Origin of the sequence: Marmoricola sp. OAE513 (assembly GCF_040546585.1) — a bacterium.
Taxonomy (GTDB): Bacteria; Actinomycetota; Actinomycetes; order Propionibacteriales; family Nocardioidaceae; genus Marmoricola.
In genome coordinates, this window is sequence record NZ_JBEPOC010000001.1 from 2,206,115 (window position 1) to 2,224,792 (window position 18,678).

Annotated in this window: 18 protein-coding genes; 10 read left to right on the forward strand and 8 right to left on the reverse strand. The window is 70.8% G+C overall.

Features of this window, described 5'->3' with window-relative positions; genetic code table 11:
• Positions 1-81: 81 nt before the first annotated feature.
• Both purL and ABIE44_RS11065 read left to right on the forward strand, forming a co-directional pair.
• Positions 82-2,328, forward strand: coding sequence for a phosphoribosylformylglycinamidine synthase subunit PurL (purL, locus tag ABIE44_RS11060; protein WP_209718114.1), 2,247 nt, complete (start codon positions 82-84; stop codon positions 2,326-2,328).
• Complete coding sequence (locus ABIE44_RS11065; RefSeq protein WP_209718111.1) at positions 2,328-2,618, forward strand: sterol carrier family protein; 291 nt, start codon at positions 2,328-2,330, stop codon at positions 2,616-2,618. Before purL ends, ABIE44_RS11065 begins: the two co-directional genes overlap by 1 nt.
• A 12-nt stretch (positions 2,619-2,630) precedes the next feature.
• On the opposite strand, the gene ABIE44_RS11070 is transcribed toward ABIE44_RS11065, so the two are convergent.
• A complete protein-coding gene (locus ABIE44_RS11070) occupies positions 2,631-3,821 on the reverse strand; it encodes an LCP family protein (RefSeq protein WP_209718108.1) in 1,191 nt (396 codons plus the stop codon).
• 122 nt (positions 3,822-3,943) lie between these two features.
• Positions 3,944-5,233 carry an oligosaccharide flippase family protein gene (locus ABIE44_RS11075; RefSeq protein WP_209718105.1) on the reverse strand — a complete coding sequence of 430 codons (1,290 nt, stop codon included), beginning with the start codon at positions 5,231-5,233 and terminating at the stop codon, positions 3,944-3,946.
• A gap of 98 nt (positions 5,234-5,331) precedes the next feature.
• Between ABIE44_RS11075 and ABIE44_RS11080 the strand changes: the two genes are divergently transcribed.
• The 5 genes from ABIE44_RS11080 (at position 5,332) to ABIE44_RS11100 (ending at position 10,190) form a co-directional block, all read left to right on the forward strand.
• Positions 5,332-6,681, forward strand: a complete 1,350-nt coding sequence (locus ABIE44_RS11080; protein ID WP_209718088.1) for a dipeptidase — start codon at positions 5,332-5,334, stop codon at positions 6,679-6,681.
• A 10-nt stretch (positions 6,682-6,691) separates the two neighbouring features.
• Entirely contained in the window at positions 6,692-8,254 is a 1,563-nt protein-coding gene (gene purF / locus ABIE44_RS11085; RefSeq protein ID WP_209718085.1) for an amidophosphoribosyltransferase, read from the forward strand.
• A gap of 46 nt (positions 8,255-8,300) precedes the next feature.
• On the forward strand, positions 8,301-9,356 hold the full coding sequence (purM, locus tag ABIE44_RS11090) for a phosphoribosylformylglycinamidine cyclo-ligase (RefSeq protein ID WP_209718081.1): 1,056 nt from the start codon (positions 8,301-8,303) through the stop codon (positions 9,354-9,356).
• A 165-nt stretch (positions 9,357-9,521) separates the two neighbouring features.
• Entirely contained in the window at positions 9,522-9,719 is a 198-nt protein-coding gene (locus ABIE44_RS11095) for a DUF3073 domain-containing protein (RefSeq protein ID WP_209718068.1), read from the forward strand.
• 261 nt (positions 9,720-9,980) lie between these two features.
• On the forward strand, positions 9,981-10,190 hold the full coding sequence (locus ABIE44_RS11100) for a BldC family transcriptional regulator (protein WP_123229164.1): 210 nt from the start codon (positions 9,981-9,983) through the stop codon (positions 10,188-10,190).
• Positions 10,191-10,275: 85 nt separating this feature from the next.
• Here the strand turns inward: ABIE44_RS11100 and ABIE44_RS11105 are convergent, their stop codons facing one another.
• Complete coding sequence (locus ABIE44_RS11105; protein WP_209718065.1) at positions 10,276-11,040, reverse strand: crotonase/enoyl-CoA hydratase family protein; 765 nt, start codon at positions 11,038-11,040, stop codon at positions 10,276-10,278.
• A gap of 52 nt (positions 11,041-11,092) precedes the next feature.
• Positions 11,093-11,965, reverse strand: coding sequence for a patatin-like phospholipase family protein (locus tag ABIE44_RS11110; RefSeq protein ID WP_209718062.1), 873 nt, complete (start codon positions 11,963-11,965; stop codon positions 11,093-11,095).
• Positions 11,966-12,134: 169 nt separating this feature from the next.
• On the opposite strand from ABIE44_RS11110, the gene ABIE44_RS11115 reads away from it, so the two are divergent.
• Positions 12,135-12,359 (forward strand): hypothetical protein, encoded by a 225-nt coding sequence (locus ABIE44_RS11115; RefSeq protein WP_209718059.1) that lies wholly within the window; start codon positions 12,135-12,137, stop codon positions 12,357-12,359.
• 16 nt (positions 12,360-12,375) lie between these two features.
• Positions 12,376-13,152, forward strand: a complete 777-nt coding sequence (locus tag ABIE44_RS11120; RefSeq protein ID WP_209718056.1) for a matrixin family metalloprotease — start codon at positions 12,376-12,378, stop codon at positions 13,150-13,152.
• Positions 13,153-13,166: 14 nt separating this feature from the next.
• Here ABIE44_RS11120 and ABIE44_RS11125 read toward each other — a convergent pair whose 3' ends face one another.
• Positions 13,167-14,672, reverse strand: a complete 1,506-nt coding sequence (locus ABIE44_RS11125; RefSeq protein WP_209718053.1) for a flavin-containing monooxygenase — start codon at positions 14,670-14,672, stop codon at positions 13,167-13,169.
• Complete coding sequence (locus tag ABIE44_RS11130) at positions 14,635-15,405, reverse strand: DUF4184 family protein (RefSeq protein WP_209718050.1); 771 nt, start codon at positions 15,403-15,405, stop codon at positions 14,635-14,637. The genes ABIE44_RS11125 and ABIE44_RS11130 overlap by 38 nt, the downstream gene beginning before the upstream one ends.
• 119 nt (positions 15,406-15,524) lie before the next feature.
• Between ABIE44_RS11130 and ABIE44_RS11135 the strand changes: the two genes are divergently transcribed.
• Entirely contained in the window at positions 15,525-16,697 is a 1,173-nt protein-coding gene (locus ABIE44_RS11135) for a M15 family metallopeptidase (protein ID WP_209718047.1), read from the forward strand.
• Between the two features lie 19 nt (positions 16,698-16,716).
• Here the strand turns inward: ABIE44_RS11135 and ABIE44_RS11140 are convergent, their stop codons facing one another.
• Both ABIE44_RS11140 and ABIE44_RS11145 read right to left on the reverse strand, forming a co-directional pair.
• A complete protein-coding gene (locus ABIE44_RS11140; RefSeq protein WP_354438009.1) occupies positions 16,717-17,667 on the reverse strand; it encodes an SDR family oxidoreductase in 951 nt (316 codons plus the stop codon).
• A 1-nt stretch (position 17,668) separates the two neighbouring features.
• Positions 17,669-18,583, reverse strand: a complete 915-nt coding sequence (locus ABIE44_RS11145) for a thiolase family protein (protein WP_502912731.1) — start codon at positions 18,581-18,583, stop codon at positions 17,669-17,671.
• Positions 18,584-18,678 lie beyond the last annotated feature (95 nt).

Here is an 18,678-nt window from a genome sequence, read left to right on the forward strand (position 1 = left end):
GGAACGCGCAGGTCCGGACCCTCGGTTTCACGGCTGGACGCGGGCGCCGGAGCGGGCCGCGCACCCAGTAGATTTGCCCCCGTGAGCACTCTCGACACCGTCGCCGTCGCCTCCTCCGACCCCGACCGGGAGCAGCCCTGGGCCGACCTGGGCCTCAAGCCCGACGAGTACGCCGAGATCCGCGAAATCCTCGGGCGCCGACCGACCAGCTCCGAGCTCGCGATGTACTCGGTGATGTGGTCCGAGCACTGCTCGTACAAGTCCACGAAGGTGCACCTCAAGCAGTTCTCCGAGATCCCCCAGGAGACCCCGGTCGGCAAGATGCTGGCCGGCATCGGCGAGAACGCCGGCGTCCTCGACGTCGGCCAGGGCTACGCCGTCACCTTCAAGGTCGAGTCGCACAACCACCCGTCGTTCGTCGAGCCCTACCAGGGTGCTGCGACCGGGATCGGCGGCATCGTCCGCGACATCCTCGCGATGGGTGCCCGCCCGGTCGCCGTGATGGACCCGCTCCGCTTCGGCCCGCTGGACGCCCCCGACACCGCCCGGGTGCTGCCCGGGATCGTGGCCGGCGTCGGCGGCTACGGCAACTGCCTCGGCCTGCCGAACATCGGCGGCGAGGCCGTGTTCGACGAGACCTATCTCGGCAACCCGCTGGTGAACGCGCTGTGCGTCGGCGTCCTGCGGCACGAGGACCTGCACCTGGCCAAGGCGTCGGGCGTCGGCAACCTCGTCGTCCTGTACGGCGCCCGGACCGGCGGCGACGGCATCGGCGGTGTCTCGGTCCTCGCCAGCGAGACGTTCGACGCGGACGGCCCGGCCAAGCGTCCGAGCGTCCAGGTCGGTGACCCGTTCATGGAGAAGCTGCTCATCGAGTGCACCCTGGAGATCTTCGCCGCCGGCCTGGTCGCCGGCATCCAGGACCTCGGCGGCGCGGGCCTGTCCTGCGCGACCTCCGAGCTTGCCTCGGCCGGTGACGGCGGCATGCACGTCGAGCTCGACCGGGTCCCCCTGCGCGACTCCACGCTCGCGCCGGAGGAGATCCTGATGAGCGAGTCGCAGGAGCGGATGATGGCGGTCGTGGAACCGTCCGACATCGAGGCTTTCCTGGCCATCTGCGAGAAGTGGGACGTCGAGGCCGTGGTGGTCGGCGAGGTCACCGACGGCGACCGGCTGATCATCGACTGGCACGGCGAGACCGTCGTCGACGTGCCGCCGCGCTCGGTGGCCCACGACGGCCCGACGTACCAGCGACCCTTCGCCCGCCCGTCCTGGCAGGACGCACTCCAGGCCGACGGCGCCGAGGCGCTGCCGCGGCCGACCACCGGCGAGGAGCTCCGCGAGACCGTTCTGCGCCTGGCGGCCAGCCCGAACCTCTGCGACAAGTCCTGGATCACCGACCAGTACGACCGGTACGTCCAGGGCAACACCGTGCTGGCACAGCCGTCGGACTCCGGGATGATCCGGATCGACGAGGAGACCAACCTCGGTGTCGCGGTCTCGACCGACTGCAACGGTCGGTTCGCCAAGCTCGACCCGTACACCGGCGCCCAGCTCGCGCTGGCCGAGTCCTACCGCAACGTCGCCACCGGTGGCGCCCGCCCGCTCGCGATCAGCGACTGCCTCAACTTCGGCTCGCCGGAGGACCCCGACGTGATGTGGCAGTTCGCCGAGGCCTGCCGCGGCCTGAAGGACGCCTGCCTCGAGCTCGGCATCCCGGTCACCGGCGGCAACGTCAGCCTCTACAACCAGACCGGGGAGACCGCCATCCTGCCGACGCCGGTGGTCGCCGTCCTCGGCGTCATCGAGGACGTCACCCGCCGTACGCCGACCGGCTTCGTTGCGCCCGGTCAGGTCGCGTTCCTGCTCGGGGAGACCCGCGAGGAGCTGTCGGGATCGGAGTGGGCGCACGTCGTCCACGGCCACCTGGGCGGCACGCCGCCGAAGGTCGACCTGGCGGCGGAGAAGGCCCTGGCCGAGCTTCTCGCCGAGGGCGTCGGACTGCTCACCTCGGCGCACGACGTCTCCGACGGCGGGCTCGCGCAGACGCTGGTCGAGTCGGCGCTGCGCAACGACGTCGGCATCATCGCCACGCTGACGGGAGATCCGTTCGTGGCCCTGTTCGCGGAGTCCGCCGGCCGTGTCGTCGTCACCGTCGACTCCGCCGACGCGGAGAAGCTGCAGCAGCTGGCCGCGCAGCACGGCGTGCCTGCGACGGCCCTCGGGGTGACCGGTGGGGACGCCGTCGAGGTCGACGGCCAGTTCACGCTGCCGCTGAGCGAGGTCCGCGCCGCCTGGTCCGCGACCCTCCCCGCCGTCCTGGCCTGATGTCGGACGACCTGACCCCCAAGCAGCTCACCAAGCTGTACCTCGCCCGGCTCGCCGAGAAGGCGCCGGGCTACTCGGTCGAGGTCAGGGTGCCGCCGTACGGCGCCGTGCAGGCCGTCGAGGGCGGGCGGCACACCCGGGGCACCCCGCGGGCGGTCGTCGAGACCGACCCGGACACCTGGCTCGCCGTGGCCACCGGCGAGCTCAGCTGGGCCGAGGCCGTCGAGTCCGGCAAGGTGCGTGCCTCGGGCGAGCGCACCGACCTCTCGGAGTACCTGCCGCTGACCTGATCGGCGAACCCGTCAGCGGACGGTGACGTCCTTGTTGAGGTTGAGGTACTCGCCGACCCTGTCGCGGCGCATCGCGTCCCACAGCTCGGCGTCCTTGTCCGGGTCCAGGGTGATCGTGTCCGCGCCGCCAGCGAACGGGTCCTCGGCGTACGGGACGGTGATGAACGCCGTGCTGCTCGATCGCAGGCCCCGCATCGAAAAGGTCTGGCCGAACATGCTCAGGTAGGAGAAGTCCTTCTCCAGCGTCAAGTTGCTCGCCGTGGCCTTGAGCAGCTTGCTGATCGTGAAGGGGTTCGCGGCCGAGCCGTTGTCGATGGCGCCGCGCATCAACGCGCGCAGCAGTCCCTGCTGCCGCTGCACCCGGTCGAGGTCGGAGCCGCCGAAGCACTTCTGCAGCGCGACGTACTGGAGACTCTGGGCACCGTTGAACCGTCGCGGCCCCGCCGGGATGTTGCAGGCGGCGACCGGGACGTCCATGATCACGCCGCCGACGTCGTCGGTGATGTCGCGCAGGGCGTTGAGGTTGAGCACCGCGACGCGGTCCATCTGTGCGCCGGTGAACTGCTCGACGGTCTTCACGTACAGCTCCTGACCGCCGCGCCTGAAGGCGTCCTCGAGCTTGCCCTGGACGGCCGGCTGGGCACCGTCGGCCGGGATCGGGAGCAGGCTGTCGCCGGGGATGGAGAAGACGTACATCGCGTCGTTGTCGCGGGTCAGGTGCAGCACCATCACCATGTCGCTGGCGGCGAAGGCCTGGGGCCAGCCGCGGCCGGGGATCTTCTGCTCGTCCGGCTCCTCGGGGTTGACGCCGACCAGCAGGATGTTGGTGCCCGGGGTGTCCAGACCTGCCTGGCCCGCGCTGGCCGGCATCCGCTCGAGACCGTTGAACGTCCAGTAGAACCAGAACGCGAAGAGGACCACGAAGGTGGCGAACAGGACGCCGGCCGCCTTGAGCAGCCGCTTGTTGCGGCGGCGCCGGTGCACCTTCCTGCGGCGCTCCTCCCGGCGCTCCCGTCGACGTTCGATCTCCTCGTCGCTCAGCCCCGGCTCGTCGACCCAGGACAGGTCCTCGTCGCTCAGGAGCGACCTGTCGGGGTCGATCTCGGGGAGGTCCTCGAGAGCGTTGTACTTGGGAAGCTCGCGCCCGGGCGGTTGTGGAGCCGACTCGGAAGCGCTCTCGGGGTCGGGCGGTTCCTGCGTCACTGCGTCCCCCGTCCCGTGTTCCGCGGCGGTCCCCTTCCGGTGTCGGACCGCGTGGCCGTATGCACCCTACCCAGCGAGCGCCACCGCAGCCGGTCAACCCGACCCTCCCCGGGGCGATCTGTTCACGGGAGCTCGGTCGGCCTGCTCCGGTGTCGTCCGCGGTACCGCTGGAGGCTGCGGGTGCGCAGCAGGAACGGCGCCGTCATGAGCGTGACCACCACGGCGCTGGCCCACAGGGGGCCTGCCGGACCGATCTGGTGGGCCAGCCACCACGACAGCGTCAGGTTGCCGACTAGCCCGAGGACTCCCGCGATCGCCAGAAGCCGGAGGCCGGCGGCGTCCATCATGCTCGCCACCACCGGCGCTGAGGCGGACAGCGCGACCAGCAGGGCGGCGGCAGCGAGGGGCAGCTCGAGCCCGACGGTGATCCGACGGTCCGAGACGACCGCGGCGACCGGCTCGGACAGCAGCACCAGGAGAACGCCGCCGAGCGCGGCCGCCGCGGAGAACCCGGCGACCAGTCTTCCGATCGGTGGGCCCGGCTCGTGGCGCGCCCGCGCCTCGGTGAACACCGGCCAGAGCGGTGGGCCGGCAGCCGCTGCCAGCGCCATCGCCGGTGCGAAGACCTGCACGGTCAACGAGTACGCCGCGACCGCGCCAGGGCCGGCCAGATGGCTGACGACGACGCGGTCGAGCTGCATGCCGACCTGGCCCGTGACCGAGACGACCAGCATCGGCCCCGAGACGGCAAGGATGCGTGCGCCCGGGTGCCGCCGCCGGCGCGGTAGTGCTCCGAGCACCGGCCACCAGGAGATGCCCGCGGCCCGGCCGGCCAGGACGGCCGTGACGAGGTTGGACCCGACCAGTGCTGCCGCAGGGGTGATCAGCACCCAACCCGTCGGAGCGCCGGTGAGGACGAGGATCGCGACGAGGCCGAGCACGAGCGGGGCCGTCAGGGCCTGAGCAGCGACTGCCGCGTGGTTGCGGTGCACGCCCAGCAGCACGTCGGCGCCCAGCCCCGGCACGAACGCCAGCGCGTAGACGGCGAGCGCCGCCCCGAATGCCCACCCCGGGCCGGCACCGCGGCCGAGCAGCGTCGGCCAGGCCCCGACCGCCGTGAGGACCAGCGCGACGAGCGCGGTCACCAGACCGGAGCAGGCGAGCACCCGTGCCGAGGTGAGCAGCACCCGGCGCGCGCGGTCGCTCGTGACGCCGTCGACGGCGATCGCGTCGGTCACGGCAGCACCGACGCCGAGCCCGTTCATCGGGGCCAGTGCGATCAGGGTCAGGGCGAGCGCGAACGAGCTGTAGGTGTCCACGCCGTACTGCTCGACGATCAGCCGCGTCACGGCGAAGGTGGCCAGGACCTGCGGCCCGAACGCGGCGATCCGGGCGGCGGCACTGCGGAGCACCGGTCGGGTCGAGGATCGTCCGGTCTCGTCGGGCAGCACGTCTGGGGACGCCCGGGGCCCGAGGTTCCTTACGTCCGGTCGCCCGTAGGGTGGACGGCATGGAAACCGCAGAACTGCGCGACCGCGTCGCCGGCGTGCTCCCGGGAGTCCGTCGCGATCTCGAGGACCTGGTCCGGATCCAGTCGGTCAGTGCCGACCCCGAGCGCCTCGACGAGGTCGAGCGCAGTGCCGAGGCGGTCCGCGAGCTGTTCGCCGCCGAGGGCTTCGAGTCCCGGATCGCGCGTGCCGAGGAAGGTTCCGCCCCGGCGGTGATCGCACACAAGCCCGGCCCCGCCGGAGCCCCGACGATCCTGCTCTACGCCCACCACGACGTGCAGCCGGAGAACGACCACGCGGAGTGGGACTCCCCGCCGTGGGAGCCGACCGAGCGGGACGGTCGTCTCTACGGCCGGGGGGCTGCCGACGACAAGGCCGGGATCATGGCGCACCTCGCCGCGATCCGTGCGCTCGGCGAGGACCTCGCGATCGGCGTGACGATGTTCATCGAGGGCGAGGAGGAGGTCGGCTCCGACTCGTTGCCGGCGTTGCTCGCCCAGGAGAAGGAGGCTCTCGCCTCCGACGTGATCGTGATCGCCGACAGCGGCAACTGGGACATCGGGGTCCCGGCGCTGACCACCAGCCTGCGCGGCCTGGTCCGGATGGACGTCGAGGTCCGCACCCTGACGCACGCGGTGCACTCGGGCATGTGGGGCGGCCTGGTCCCGGACTCCCTGATGACCCTGGCACGGCTGATCGCCAGCCTGCACGACGACGAGGGCAACGTCGTCATCGAGGGCCTGCACGCCGGCCCCGCGGACGACGTCGAGTACCCCGAGGAGCGGCTGCGCGCCGAGTCCGGCGCAGTCCCGGGGATCCGCTGGATCGGGTCCGGGCCGATCGTCGAGCGGCTCTGGACCAAACCGGCGCTGAGCATCACCGGTCTGGACGCCCCGAAGGTGTTCGGCGCGAGCAACACCCTGGTCCCGGCGGCGAGCGCACGGATCTCCTTGCGCATCGCGCCCGGGGACACGACCACGAACGCCGCCGCGTGCCTGAGGGCGCACCTGGAGAAGCACATCGCCTGGGGCGCGGAGCTGACGATGACCGTCGTCGACACCGGCGAGGCCACCGCGATCGACGCGGACGGACCGGCGTACGACATCGCGCGGGACGCGTTCACCGAAGCCTGGGACGGGGTCAGTCCGGTGGACATGGGAGTGGGCGGCTCGATCCCGTTCATCGCCGAGTTCCTGGAAGCGTTCCCGGCCGCCAGTGTGCTCGTCACCGGTGTCGAGGATCCGGACACCCGGGCCCACGGCGCCAACGAGGGTCTGCACCTCGCCGAGTTCGAGAAGGTCTGTCTCGCGGAAACGCTGCTGCTGGCCAACTTGGCCTCGCTGACCCGGTAAGATTCGGCCCGTGGCCCGCGGGGATGGACTTCTGACCAACGAGATCGATCCGAACGACCGCGGACCCCAGGACGCCTGCGGCGTCTTCGGCGTCTGGGCGCCGGGCGAGGAAGTCGCCAAGCTCGCCTACTACGGCATCTACGCGCTGCAGCACCGCGGCCAGGAGTCGGCCGGCATCGCGGTCAGCAACGGCCGCCAGATCCTGGTCTACAAGGACATGGGTCTGGTCTCGCAGGTCTTCGACGAGTCGACGCTGTCCTCGCTCAAGGGTCACCTGGCCATCGGTCACGCGCGCTACTCGACCACGGGCGCCAGCACCTGGCACAACGCGCAACCGACCTTCCGGCCGACCGCGCACGGTTCGATCGCGCTGGGCCACAACGGCAACCTGACCAACACCAGCGACCTCGCCAAGATGGTCGCGGACCTGCCGAGCGACGACGGCGAGCTCGACATCCACGCCCGCAACCTGGAGACCAGCACCAACGACACCTCGCTGGTGACCGCGCTGCTGGCCCACCACCCGGACCAGTCGCTGGAGGACCGCGCCGCCGAGCTGCTGCCGCAGGTCAAGGGCGCCTACTGCTTCGTCTGGATGGACGAGGGCACCCTGTACGCCGCCCGCGACCCCCAGGGTGTCCGCCCGCTCGTGCTCGGCCGGCTGGAACGCGGCTGGGTGGTGGCCTCGGAGACCGCCGCTCTCGACATCGTCGGCGCCTCCTACGTCCGTGAGGTCGAGCCCGGCGAGATGATCGCCGTCGACGAGGACGGACTGCGCACCCGCCGCTTCGCCGAGGCCGACCCCAAGGGTTGCCTCTTCGAATTCGTCTACCTGGCCCGCCCCGACACCCGGATCTCCAACCAGCGGGTGCACAGCGTCCGGGTGGAGATCGGTCGCAAGCTCGCCCGTTCCTACCCCGCCGACGCGGACCTCGTGATCCCGGTGCCCGAGTCGGGCACGCCGTCGGCCATCGGCTTCGCCGAGGCCAGCGGGATTCCGTACGGCGTCGGTCTGGTCAAGAACTCCTACGTCGGTCGTACGTTCATCCAGCCCAGCCAGACGATTCGCCAGCTCGGCATCCGGCTCAAGCTGAACCCCTTGCGCGACGTGATCGAGGGCAAGCGCCTGGTGGTCGTCGACGACTCGATCGTCCGCGGCAACACCCAGCGCGCTCTGATCCGGATGCTCCGCGAAGCAGGCGCCCGCGAGGTGCACGTCCGGATCTCCAGCCCCCCGGTGAAGTGGCCGTGCTTCTACGGGATCGACTTCGCGACCCGAGCGGAGCTGATCGCCAACGGTCTCTCGACCGACGAGATCTGCGCCTCGATCGGTGCGGACTCGCTGGCCTACATCTCGCTCGACGAGCTGGTCGAGGCGACCACCGTTCCGTCGAAGAGCCTCTGCCGCGCGTGCTTCGACGGGAACTACCCGATCGAGCTGCCCGAGCCCGAGCTGCTCGGCAAGAACCTGCTCGAGGTCGCGGCGGTGATCCCCGACCGCGCGCTCGACGTCGACGGGCTGGCAGCCTCGCTGGCCGGCGGCGGTGCCACCGACGCCCTCGACCGGCCGTAGCCGGTCGTCGAGCTTGTCGAGACGCCTGAACAAGAAAGCAGAACTGATGTCCACTTACGAAGCGGCCGGCGTCTCGATCGAGGCGGGCGACAAGGCCGTCGAGCTGATGAAGGTCTGGATCGAGAAGGCCCGTCGTCCTGAGATGCTCGGCGGCATCGGCGGCTTCGCCGGTCTCTTCGACGCCAGCGCGCTGAAGTCCTACGAGCGGCCGATCCTGGCGACCTCGACCGACGGCGTCGGCACCAAGGTGGCGATCGCGCAGGCACTCGACAAGCACGACACGATCGGCCACGACCTCGTCGGCATGGTCGTCGACGACCTCGTCGTCTGCGGCGCCGAGCCGCTGTTCATGACGGACTACATCGCCACCGGCAAGGTCGTGCCGGAGCGGATCGCTGCGATCGTCCAGGGCATCGCCGAGGCGTGCGTCCTCGCCGGGTGCGCGCTCTCCGGCGGCGAGACCGCCGAGCACCCGGGTCTTCTCGCCCCCGACGAGTACGACGTCGCGGGCGCTGCGACCGGTGTCGTCGACGCTGCGAACCTGCTCGGCTCCACCCTGGTCCGCCCCGGTGACGTCGCGATCGCGATGGCGTCGAGCGGTCTGCACTCCAACGGCTACTCGTTGGTGCGGCACGTGCTGCTGAACACGGCCGGCCGCAGCCTGACCGAGCACGTCGACGACCTCGGCCGCACGCTGGGCGAGGAGCTCCTCGAGCCGACCCGGATCTACGCCAAGGCCTGCCTGGACCTGGCTCGCGGAACGGGCACGCACGCGATGTCGCACATCACCGGTGGTGGCCTGGCCGCGAACCTGGAGCGGGTGCTTCCCCCCGAGGTGACGGTGACCCTGGACCGGTCGACCTGGTCGCTCCCGCCGATCTTCTCGCTGGTCGCGGAGACCGGGAACGTGGAGCGCCCCGACCTGGAGAAGACCCTGAACTGCGGCGTCGGCATGGTCGCGCTCACGCCGGCCGACGACGTCGACGCGGCGATCGAGATCCTCGCCGGGTACGGCATCGAGGCTTGGGTCGCGGGAGCCGTGGCTGCCGCGGAGAACGCTGAGGACGCCGGTGTCGTACGCCTGGTCAACGACTACGCCTAGGGGCGGAGCGAGGGCCGCCGGTAGCAGAAGTGGGCGGGCTCGCCCGCTCAGTTGCTGAACCCATGTGCAGGAATGCCACCGGGCCAGGTACGGTTACCTACACGAGATGACGAAACCAGCCGGCAGCCACCGTGCGCCGGCCCTGTGTGCGAGGGGGTCGACCCAATGGGACGCGGCCGAGCTAAGGCAAAGCAGACCAAAGTTGCTCGCGATCTGAAGTATCAGACGCACGAGACCGACTTCAGCGCACTGGCGAACGAGCTGCACGGGGACTCCGGTTCCTCGTCCTCGGACTCCTCCTCTGCGGACACCGACCCGTACGACGACTGGGCGGACTACTCGCCGTCGTCCTCGCGCGACTGACCGGGTCGATCTGCCTGGTTGTTCCCTCGGGTTCTTCCTGCATGCCCAGATGCCTCCGGGACTCCGCTCGCCGGGCTGAGGGGCGCGGGTGCGCGCCTCCTACGATCAGAGGCGCGGCTGGTTACGCGCGGTCTGCCCGATTTGTGCCGCGGTCTAGACCGTGAGGGCGATGTCCGTTTGGTCGGCTTTACACGAGTTGCCGTGAGTGTCATGCTCATTCTGTCGTCAAGCATTTGAAACACCCAGACAAGGGGCCCCACGATGCAGCACAACTCCGAAACCGAGACCCTGCTGACGCCTGCAGAGGTTGCCGCGATGTTCCGCGTTGACCCGAAGACCGTCACCCGGTGGGCCAAGGCCGGCAAGTTGAGCGCCATCCGCACGCTCGGCGGTCACCGTCGTTACCGCGAGGCCGAGGTCAAGGAGCTCCTGGGCGGCGTCATCCCGACGCAGCGCGGCGCAGCCGACTGATCTTCGAGCCACCGCTCAGCAGCAGTACCCAGCTCTTTCCGGACCCGACGCCGCTCAGGCGTCGGGTTCCGGTGCTTTTCGTGCGTCAGGCGTCCCCGAAGCTGCCGTGCCTCCCGGCTCCACCGGCGAACCGAGCCGCCCCCTCGAGAGCCTCGTGCAGGACGCCGAGCCCGTGCTCGTACTCGTTCAGCAGCGCGTCGGGCTCGTCGAGCGCCCACTGCTCGCGAGCGCTCGCGCGGTCCGACCGGACGCAAGCCTGCGGGAAGGAGGCGATCTGAGCAGCCAGCTCCCGGGCCGCAGCGAGCGCGCCGCCCGACGGTGCGACCCGGTTCGCGAGGCCGATGGCATGGGCTTCGACGGCGTCGACCGGCCGTCCGGTCAGGATCAGGTCCATCGCACGCGACTCCCCGATCAACCGGGTGAGCCGGATCGTGCCGCCGTCGATCAGAGGCACCCCCCAACGCCGGCAGAACACGCCGAACACGGCGTCCTCGGCGGCCACCCGCAGGTCGCACCAGAGGGCGAGCTCGATACCGCCGGCGACGGCGTAGCCCTCGACAGCGGCGATCACCGGCTTCGACAACCGCATCCTCGAGGGGCCCATCGGTCCGTCCCCCTCCGGCGCGAGGCGGTTGGCTCGTTCGGTCGGGAGTGCCTTCAGGTCGGCCCCGGCGCAGAACGTGCCGCCTGCACCGGTGAGGATCGCGACCGACAGCGACGCGTCGGCGTCGAACGCGCGGAACGCGTCGGCGAGAGCCCGGGCGGTCGGCCCGTCGACGGCGTTGCGCGCCTCCGGGCGGTCGATGGTGACGACGGCGACTCCGTCGGCTGCTTCGTAGTGGACCGTCATGGCCCCATTCAATACCCGGTGGGACCGTCGCGCTCGATCTAGGCGGCCCGACCTAGGCGGCCCGACCGAAACGCCACCTCGGCCGGCGTCCGGGAGCCGCGGTGTCGTCGAGCCCGTCGACCAGAGCCGCGGCGACGCGCCGCCCCAGGGCCAGGTGGTCGGCGGTCCGCGAGAAATCGGTCATGCCCGTGCCCAGGTCCGGAGCCGTGAGGTGGTGCACCTCGACGCCCTCGCCGAGGTCCGGCGCCGGGCGCACCCGCATCGCGACCCCGAGGCTCGCGACGACGATCTCGATCGGGGTCCGGGCGTGCGGCAGGCGCGCCGGGACGGTGGCGTCGAGCACGAACACCCGGGTCGGGTTGAAGTCCTTCACGCCGGCGACCGGGACGAGGTCGGCGACCCCGCCGTCGACGTGCGTCGTACGCCGGCCCTGGTCGTCGGTGAGCACCACCGGAGCGAACACCCCGGGCACGGCGGCCGAGGCCAGCAGCAGCTGCTCGATCGGCCCCTCGTCGTGGTAGCAGGCCGCGGAGCTGGCCAGCGGCGTGGTGGTGACCCGCACCGGCGTACCGAGGTCCTCCAGGCGGGTGGTCGGGATCCATGCCCGGACCAGGGACCGGAGTGCGTCGGAGGAGAACAGGTAGGCGTGGCGCTGGGCGAGGTGCGCCAACCGGGTCCAGTTCCCGCCCGGGAAGATGTCCCGGGTCGTCAGGCGCAACCAGCGCTCGGCGAGGTCGTGGACCCGGTCGTTGTCGGGGTGCCAGCCGACGAAGGCGGCATTGAGGGCGCCGACGGAGGTGCCGACGAGACCGACAGGCTTGATGCCCGCTTCGATCAGGGTCTGCATCATCCCGACCTGCACCGCGCCGCGCGCGGCTCCGCCGGAGAGGACGAAAACGTCCCTCGGGGTTCGCTTCTCGTTCATGGCACCTCCTTGTGCCTTCGGTAGAACCTTCCTGGTTGCGCGAAAATGATCGGCTTCCGTATGTCCGAAATGAGTATTTGGGTACTATTGACACAGATCCGGCCCGCCGCGGCCGATCTGGGGGATACGCCGCAACGACGCGGCTGTCGAGACCTGGGGAGGGGTCGACATGATCGATCTGCACGAGCCCGTCGCTGTCGCGACGTGGGACGGGACCGAGGTCCTGACGAGCTACCACGACGAGGTCTGGTCGGCCTGGCTGCACGGGAACGTCGCCGCCGTCCACGACGCTGGGCGCCTGTTGCTGCTGGTGCCGGTCGAGAACCTGACGCCGGCCGCGATCGCGTTCGCGATGCGGCTCTACGAGGTCGGGTCGGTCCGGGTCCTCGACTGATCCGTAGGCTTCAGGAGTGTCCTACGGAGAACCAGCACGCGGCCGCTCCGTCGACCGCACCGGCCTGATCGCCCTGGTGGTCGCTGCCGTCGCACTGGTCGGCATGGTCGCCGTCGTACCGTCTTTGCTGCCCCAGCGGGTGCAGGACCTGCTCGGGATCGGCCCCGAGCGGGTGGCCCTGCCGCCGACTCCCACCGGTACCGGTCCTTACGAGTTCCTCGCGACCCAGCCGGGTGACCGGAACACCCCGGTCGGCTACTCGCCGTGCGAGCGGATCGCGATCCGGGTGAACCCGCAGGGTGCGCCCCCGAAGAGCCTCGCGCTGGTCCAGCAGGCGATGGAGGTCGTCGAGCAGGCCAGCGGGCTGCGCTTCGACTACCAGGGCACGACGTCGCGCCGACCGCAGTGGGAGGCCGAGACCGTGCCGGTGATCATGGGCCAGGTGCGGACCTCCCCGGTGCTGGTCAGCTGGGCCGACTCCGAGGAGGTCGAGGCGTTGGCCGGCGACGTCGCAGGCGTCGGGGGCAGCGTCTCCTTCCCCGACGGCAACGGCACCGAGCGCTACGTCACCGGCGGCATCACGCTGGACGTCGACGACTTCGCCGACATCCACGACTCGCCGGCGGGTCGCCGGGAGGAGCTGGCGATCCTGCTGCACGAGTTCGGGCACCTGCTCGGCCTCGCGCACGTCGACGACCCCGGCGAGCTGATGAACGAGGACAACGTCGGACGGCTCGGGTTCGGTCCCGGCGATCTCCAGGGCCTGGCGAAGATCGGCGGCATCGACTGCTGACCCGTTGAGGCCGCTCAGCCTACGAAGGCGTAGTCCTCCAGCGGGAAGTGACCTGCGCGCCAGATGGTCTCGATCGTCGTGCTCGGCCGGAACGGGGTGTCGCCGTTCTCGTCGAAGTAGTAGCTGTTCGCGACCGCGCACGACTCCTCGGTGAAGACCTGTCGCGGCCGGCGCGCCAGCACCGAGGCGAAGTACCGGTCGTTCGCCTCCTGCCTGACCTCGATCACGGTGCTGCCCCGCTTCCGAGCCTCGCCCAGGCAACGGATGATGTGCGCCATCTGGGTCTCGATGAGGTTGAAGTACGACGAGCCGTTGTACCCGTAGGGCCCGAGGATCGAGAACATGTTCGGGAACCCGGGCACGCTCACGCCCTCGTAGGCCTGCGCCCGGTTCTCCACCCACCAGTCGCCGAGGTCGACGCCGCGGCTGACGCACGGGAAGCCGGGCATGTTGTCGCGCTCGAAGACCTTGAAGCCCGTCGCGAGGACCAGGACGTCGGCCGGGTGCTCGGTACCGGTCGTCGTCCGCAGGCCGTTCGGGGTGATCGCCTCGATGCCGTCGGTCTCGAGGTAGACGTCGTCCCGGTTGAACGTCGACAGGTACGAGTTGTGGAAGCTGGGCCGCTTGCAGCCGACGGCGTACCGAGGGGTGAGCTTCTCCCGCACGACGGGGTCGTGCACCTGGTCTCGGAGAGCCTTGCGCGCGAGCCGCTCGCCCGAGGTCGCGAGGTGCAGCGGGTGGTGGAAGTGGGCCGCCAGCGGGAAGGTCAGCTCGACGTAGGTCTGGCTGGCCAGTCGGGTCAGCAGCTGCGCTCCCGGGACGCGACCGAGGATCGCGCGCATCGGCCCGGACAGGGCGGCGTCCGGCTTGGGCAGGCACCAGATCGGCGTACGTTGGAAGACCGTCAGGTGCTCGACCTCATCCACGATCGCGGGGATCAGCTGCACGGCCGAGGCGCCGGTCCCGATGACAGCGACGCGCTTGCCGCGCAGGTCGAGGCCGTGGTCCCAGCGCGCGGTGTGCACGGTCTCCCCCTCGAAGGACTCCAGGCCCGGGATCGCGGGCGGCTTCGGTTTCGTGAGCACCCCGGTCGCGTTCACGACGTACCGGGTCGTCCGCACCGTGCCGTCGGAGGTGGTGACGGTCCAGCGTGCTGTCCCGTCGTCCCAGGCGGTGTCGACGACGGCGCTGCTGAACCGGAACCGGTCGTCGAGCCGGTACTTCGCGATGCAGTGCTCGGCGTACGCCTTGAGCTCTTGGCCGGGCGCGTAGACACGGCTCCACGAGCTCACCTTCTCGAAGGAGAACTGGTAGGAGAACGACGGGATGTCGACGGCGACGCCGGGATAGGTGTTCCAGTGCCAGGCGCCTCCCGCGCCGTCGCCCTCCTCGAGGACCACGAAGTCGTCGAATCCTGCCTTGTCGAGCATGATCGCCGCACCGATGCCGGAGAAGCCGCCGCCGACCACGATCACCTCGTGGTCAGGAGGTGTGGCTGCGCTGGTGTCCGGGGTCCTCATGGACCCCAACGTAGCGGGAGCGGACCTGCCAGAGGGAGGCCACCAGGAGGAGGGATGCTGCCGCGAGGACGGTGCCGATGACAGCGGTCAGCCCGACCGACCAGGTCAGGCTGCGTGCCAGGACCAGAGCGGGTGCCGGGGCGATCAGGGCCACGCCGAGGGCGAGGGCGAGTGCGGCCACCTGCAGGACCGGAAACCGTGCGGGGCGGCGTCGGCGTTGCCGGCGGCGCAGCGACACCAGTGCCCAGGCGACGCAGATGCTCAGGCCGACGACGCTCGAGGCGTACTGCGCCCAGCGTGCTCCGGTGAGCGGTCCGTGCTCGTGCTGCAGCCAGCCGATGCGGTCCGAGGCCCAGCGTCCGTCGTGGGTGAACGCGTCCCAGAACAGGTGGGTGAGGCTGCCCAGGACGGACGCCGGGACGGCCAGGAGCCACTGGCGTCGGTCGTAGCCGGCCGAGGCCGGCAGGCGCTCGCGGATCGCCCCGGGTGCCAGGTCGACCAGCGGGTCGCGCAACCAGCCGAACCAGAGGGCGAGTCCGACGAGGCTGACGCCGAGGTCGACGGTCACGGCGCCCGTGACGCTGTGGGTGAAGCGGTACGGCTCACCGAAGGTCCTCAGGAAGACAGGTACGTCCGGGGCCATTGTCCCCGCGACGGCGACGGCGGCGGCGACGGGCAGCGGGAGGCCGCGGAGGACGAGTGCCGCCGCGGGATGAGCGAGGGTGAAGGGCACCGCTCGAGCCTAGGAACGGCTCCCGGACGCCGGCATCGTCCTGGAGTACCGCCGGTCTCGTACTTCGGGCTCTTCGCCGGACGAGCGCGAGAATTCGTCTCATCGGTCAGACTGGACGGGTGAGACGAGTACGGGGGACTGCAGCCGCATGCCTGCTGGCCGTCCTCGTCCTCGCCGGGTGCGGCCGATCGCTGGAGCCCGCCGGCAGCTCCCAGAACAACCTGACGGCCGCCGGAGCTCCCGCTGCCGGGGGCGCCCAGTCGGTCCCGCACCCCGGTCCGTTGCGCGCCGACGTGGTGACGGCCGAGCTCATGCTGTGGCGCTCCGACACGATCCCGGCGCGGGTGCTGAAGAAGATCCGAGCCGTCCCGGGCGTCGGCGCGAACGTGCAGTTCTCCCTCGCCCAGGTGCGCTCGCAGGATCGGCCGATCACCTTCGCGGCTGTCGACCCGGGCGCCTTCCGCCGGTTCGCGGTCAAGCAGACCGCGCGCACCCAACCGTTGTGGAACCGGATCGCAGACGGGGAGGTCGCGCTCCGCTCGACCCTGCGCGACTCCGTCCCGCTGGCCGGCGACGTCGTGCCGCTCGGAGGGTCCCTGACCGCCCACGTCGGTTACTACACCGACGAGCTGGTGGTCGGGTCCGGCATCGACGCCGTGGTGAACTCGGCCTGGGCTGGACGCCTCGGCATGCCGCCCGGCAACGCGGTGCTGCTCTCGGTCGCCGCTGACGACACCGAGGCGGCGGTCAGGAAGCTCAAGAAGCTCGCCGGACGTGACGGTGCGGTCGAGCCGCTCAGCGCGTCGGGGAGCACGTCGGGGCGGGCGGTGCCGGCGGGCGGCTTCGCGGCCGCTGTCGGCTCGTTCTCCTACACGATCAACCCCGACGGCTCGGTGAATCCCGACCCCCGGTGGATCAGCCAGTACATCCGCACCGAGCGGGTGCCGATCCTCGGCAACGTCACCTGCAGCAAGGCGATGCTGCCGCAGCTGCGCGCCGCTCTCGCCGAGATCGCCGCCAGCGACCTGGCGGACGAGATCAATCCCGGCGAGTACGGCGGCTGCTACGTCCCGCGGTTCATCGGCAGCGACCCCACGCGTGGGCTCTCGCTGCACACGTGGGGTCTGGCCGTGGACCTCAACGTCCCGGGAAACCTGCGCGGGACCGCGGGGACCATGGATCCGCGCATCGTCCAGATCTTCAACCGCTGGGGCTTCGCCTGGGGCGGCACCTGGCGCGACCCGGACCCGATGCACTTCGAGCTCGCTCAACTGATGCGGGTCGGCCGCTAGCCCACCGGGCACAGATGTCTCACCCGGGTGTGCCGACCGGACACAGATGTCCCACCCGGGTGTGCCGACCGGGCGCAGATGTCCCGACCGGGGTGTGCCGACCGACGAGGGCTGTGCATCCCGGCCCTGTCGACGGGTTTGAGCGGGACATCTGGGCCCTCTCGGCGCACGCCGGTGGGACATCTGGGCCCCCTCGGCGCACGCCGGTGGGACATCTGGGCCCTCTCGGCGTTCCGGTGGGCACGAGTGCCCCCCGGGTGGGAACGCTCAGCCGGCCAGCTGCGGGTACAGCGCGGTCACCGGTGCGGCCAGCCCGGCCTTGACCTGGTGGCTGAGGTCGTCGGCCAGCACCTCGAACTCCCCCGCGACGAGACCGGCGTACGCGTCGCGGACGACGTCCGCCGGATCGTTCTTCGGAGCGTCCCACCCCGGCGGTCATCGGGGTGTCGGTGTACCCGAGGTACAGCGAGGTGACCAGCGTCCCCTGAGCCTGCCACGCCAGCCGTTGGGTGTTGCTCGCCGACCACAGGGCCGCCTTGGTCGCGCTGTAGGTGTCGCCAAGGGCGAGCCAGCTGAGAACCGAGAGCACGTTGAGCAGGGCGCCCCCTCCGTTCTTCGCCAGCGCCGGAGCGAACGCGTTCGCCACCTCCAGCGGTCCGAAGAAGTTGGTCTCGAACAGGGCCCGGGTCGCGGTCAGGTCGGGGTCGGTGAGGCTCGCACCCGTCGCAGCCCCGGCGTTGTTGATCACCACGGTCACGTCGCTGGCGACCTCGGCAGCTACCGCCACCGAGGCCGGGTCGGTGACGTCCAGCCGCAGCGGTACGACGCGGTCGTCGCCCCAGTCCCGCGGGTTGCGTGCGGTCGCGTAGACCTTGCTCGCACCGAGGTCGAGCGCCTGCGTCACGAACTCGGTGCCGAGTCCGCCGTTGGCGCCCGTCACGAGGACGACCGCCCCCTTGATGTCCGTCATGTCAGATCCTCTCGATGATCGTCGCGTTCGCGAGGCCGCCGGCCTCGCACATCACCTGCAGGCCGTAGCGCCCGCCGGTCTGCTCCAGGTTGTTGAGCAGCGTGGTGGTCAGCCGCGCGCCCGACGCTCCGAGCGGGTGACCGATCGCGATCGCGCCGCCGTTGATGTTGACCTTGCCGAGGTCCGCGCCCGTCTCCTGCTGCCAGGCGAGCACGACCGAGGCGAACGCCTCGTTGACCTCGAACACGTCGATGTCCGCGATGCTGAGGCCAGCTTTGGCGAGCACCTTCTGGGTGGCCGGGATGATGCCGGTGAGCATGAAGACCGGGTCGTCGCCGGCCACGGCGAACGAGTGCACCCGCGCTCGCGGGGTCAGTCCGAGGCGCGTCGCCGCGTCCTCGTTGGTGACCAGCAGCGCGGCCGACCCGTCGTTGACCGGCGAGGAGTTTCCTGCGGTGACCTTCCAGTCGATGTGCGGGTACGCCGCCGCCCAGTCGTCGTTGCGGAAGGCGAGGCGCAGACCGGCCAGCGACTCAGCGGTCGTCTCCGGGCGAACGGTCTCATCGGTGTGCAGCTCGTTCACGAAGGTCACCTGTGAGTCGAACAGGCCGTCCTTCCAAGCGCGCGCGGCCCGCTGGTGGGACTCGGCGGAGAACTCGTCGAGCTGCTGGCGCGACAGCTTCCACCGGTCCGCGATCAGCTCCGCGCTGATGCCCTGCGGGACCAGGCTGCCGGCGTACCGGGCGTTGACCTTCGGGCCGAAGAAGTCCTTGCCGACGAACTGCGACCCGATCGGGTTGCGGCTCATCGACTCCACGCCGGAGGCGATCGCGACGTCGTACGCGTCGGCGATCACGCCCTGCGCGGCGAAGTGCAGGGCCTGCTGGCTGCTGCCGCACTGCCGGTCGACCGTCACGCCGGGGACCGACTCGGGGAAGCCGGCGCCGAGCAGGGCCCCACCGCGCCGTGTTGCCGGACTGCTCGCCGATCTGCGCGACGGCGCCGCTGATC

What these genes read in the sequence shown, in the direction of transcription:
- ABIE44_RS11065 (WP_209718111.1), top strand. Translation starts at nt 2,328, where the DNA reads ATGTCGGACGACCTGACCCCCAAGCAGCTCACCAAGCTGTACCTCGCC.
- ABIE44_RS11115 (WP_209718059.1), top strand. Translation starts at nt 12,135, where the DNA reads ATGATCGATCTGCACGAGCCCGTCGCTGTCGCGACGTGGGACGGGACC.
- ABIE44_RS11110 (WP_209718062.1), bottom strand. Translation starts at nt 11,965, where the DNA reads ATGAACGAGAAGCGAACCCCGAGGGACGTTTTCGTCCTCTCCGGCGGA.
- ABIE44_RS11100 (WP_123229164.1), top strand. Translation starts at nt 9,981, where the DNA reads ATGCAGCACAACTCCGAAACCGAGACCCTGCTGACGCCTGCAGAGGTT.
- ABIE44_RS11140 (WP_354438009.1), bottom strand. Translation starts at nt 17,667, where the DNA reads ATGACGGACATCAAGGGGGCGGTCGTCCTCGTGACGGGCGCCAACGGC.
- ABIE44_RS11095 (WP_209718068.1), top strand. Translation starts at nt 9,522, where the DNA reads ATGGGACGCGGCCGAGCTAAGGCAAAGCAGACCAAAGTTGCTCGCGAT.
- ABIE44_RS11125 (WP_209718053.1), bottom strand. Translation starts at nt 14,672, where the DNA reads ATGAGGACCCCGGACACCAGCGCAGCCACACCTCCTGACCACGAGGTG.
- purM (WP_209718081.1), top strand. Translation starts at nt 8,301, where the DNA reads ATGTCCACTTACGAAGCGGCCGGCGTCTCGATCGAGGCGGGCGACAAG.
- ABIE44_RS11105 (WP_209718065.1), bottom strand. Translation starts at nt 11,040, where the DNA reads ATGACGGTCCACTACGAAGCAGCCGACGGAGTCGCCGTCGTCACCATC.
- ABIE44_RS11080 (WP_209718088.1), top strand. Translation starts at nt 5,332, where the DNA reads ATGGAAACCGCAGAACTGCGCGACCGCGTCGCCGGCGTGCTCCCGGGA.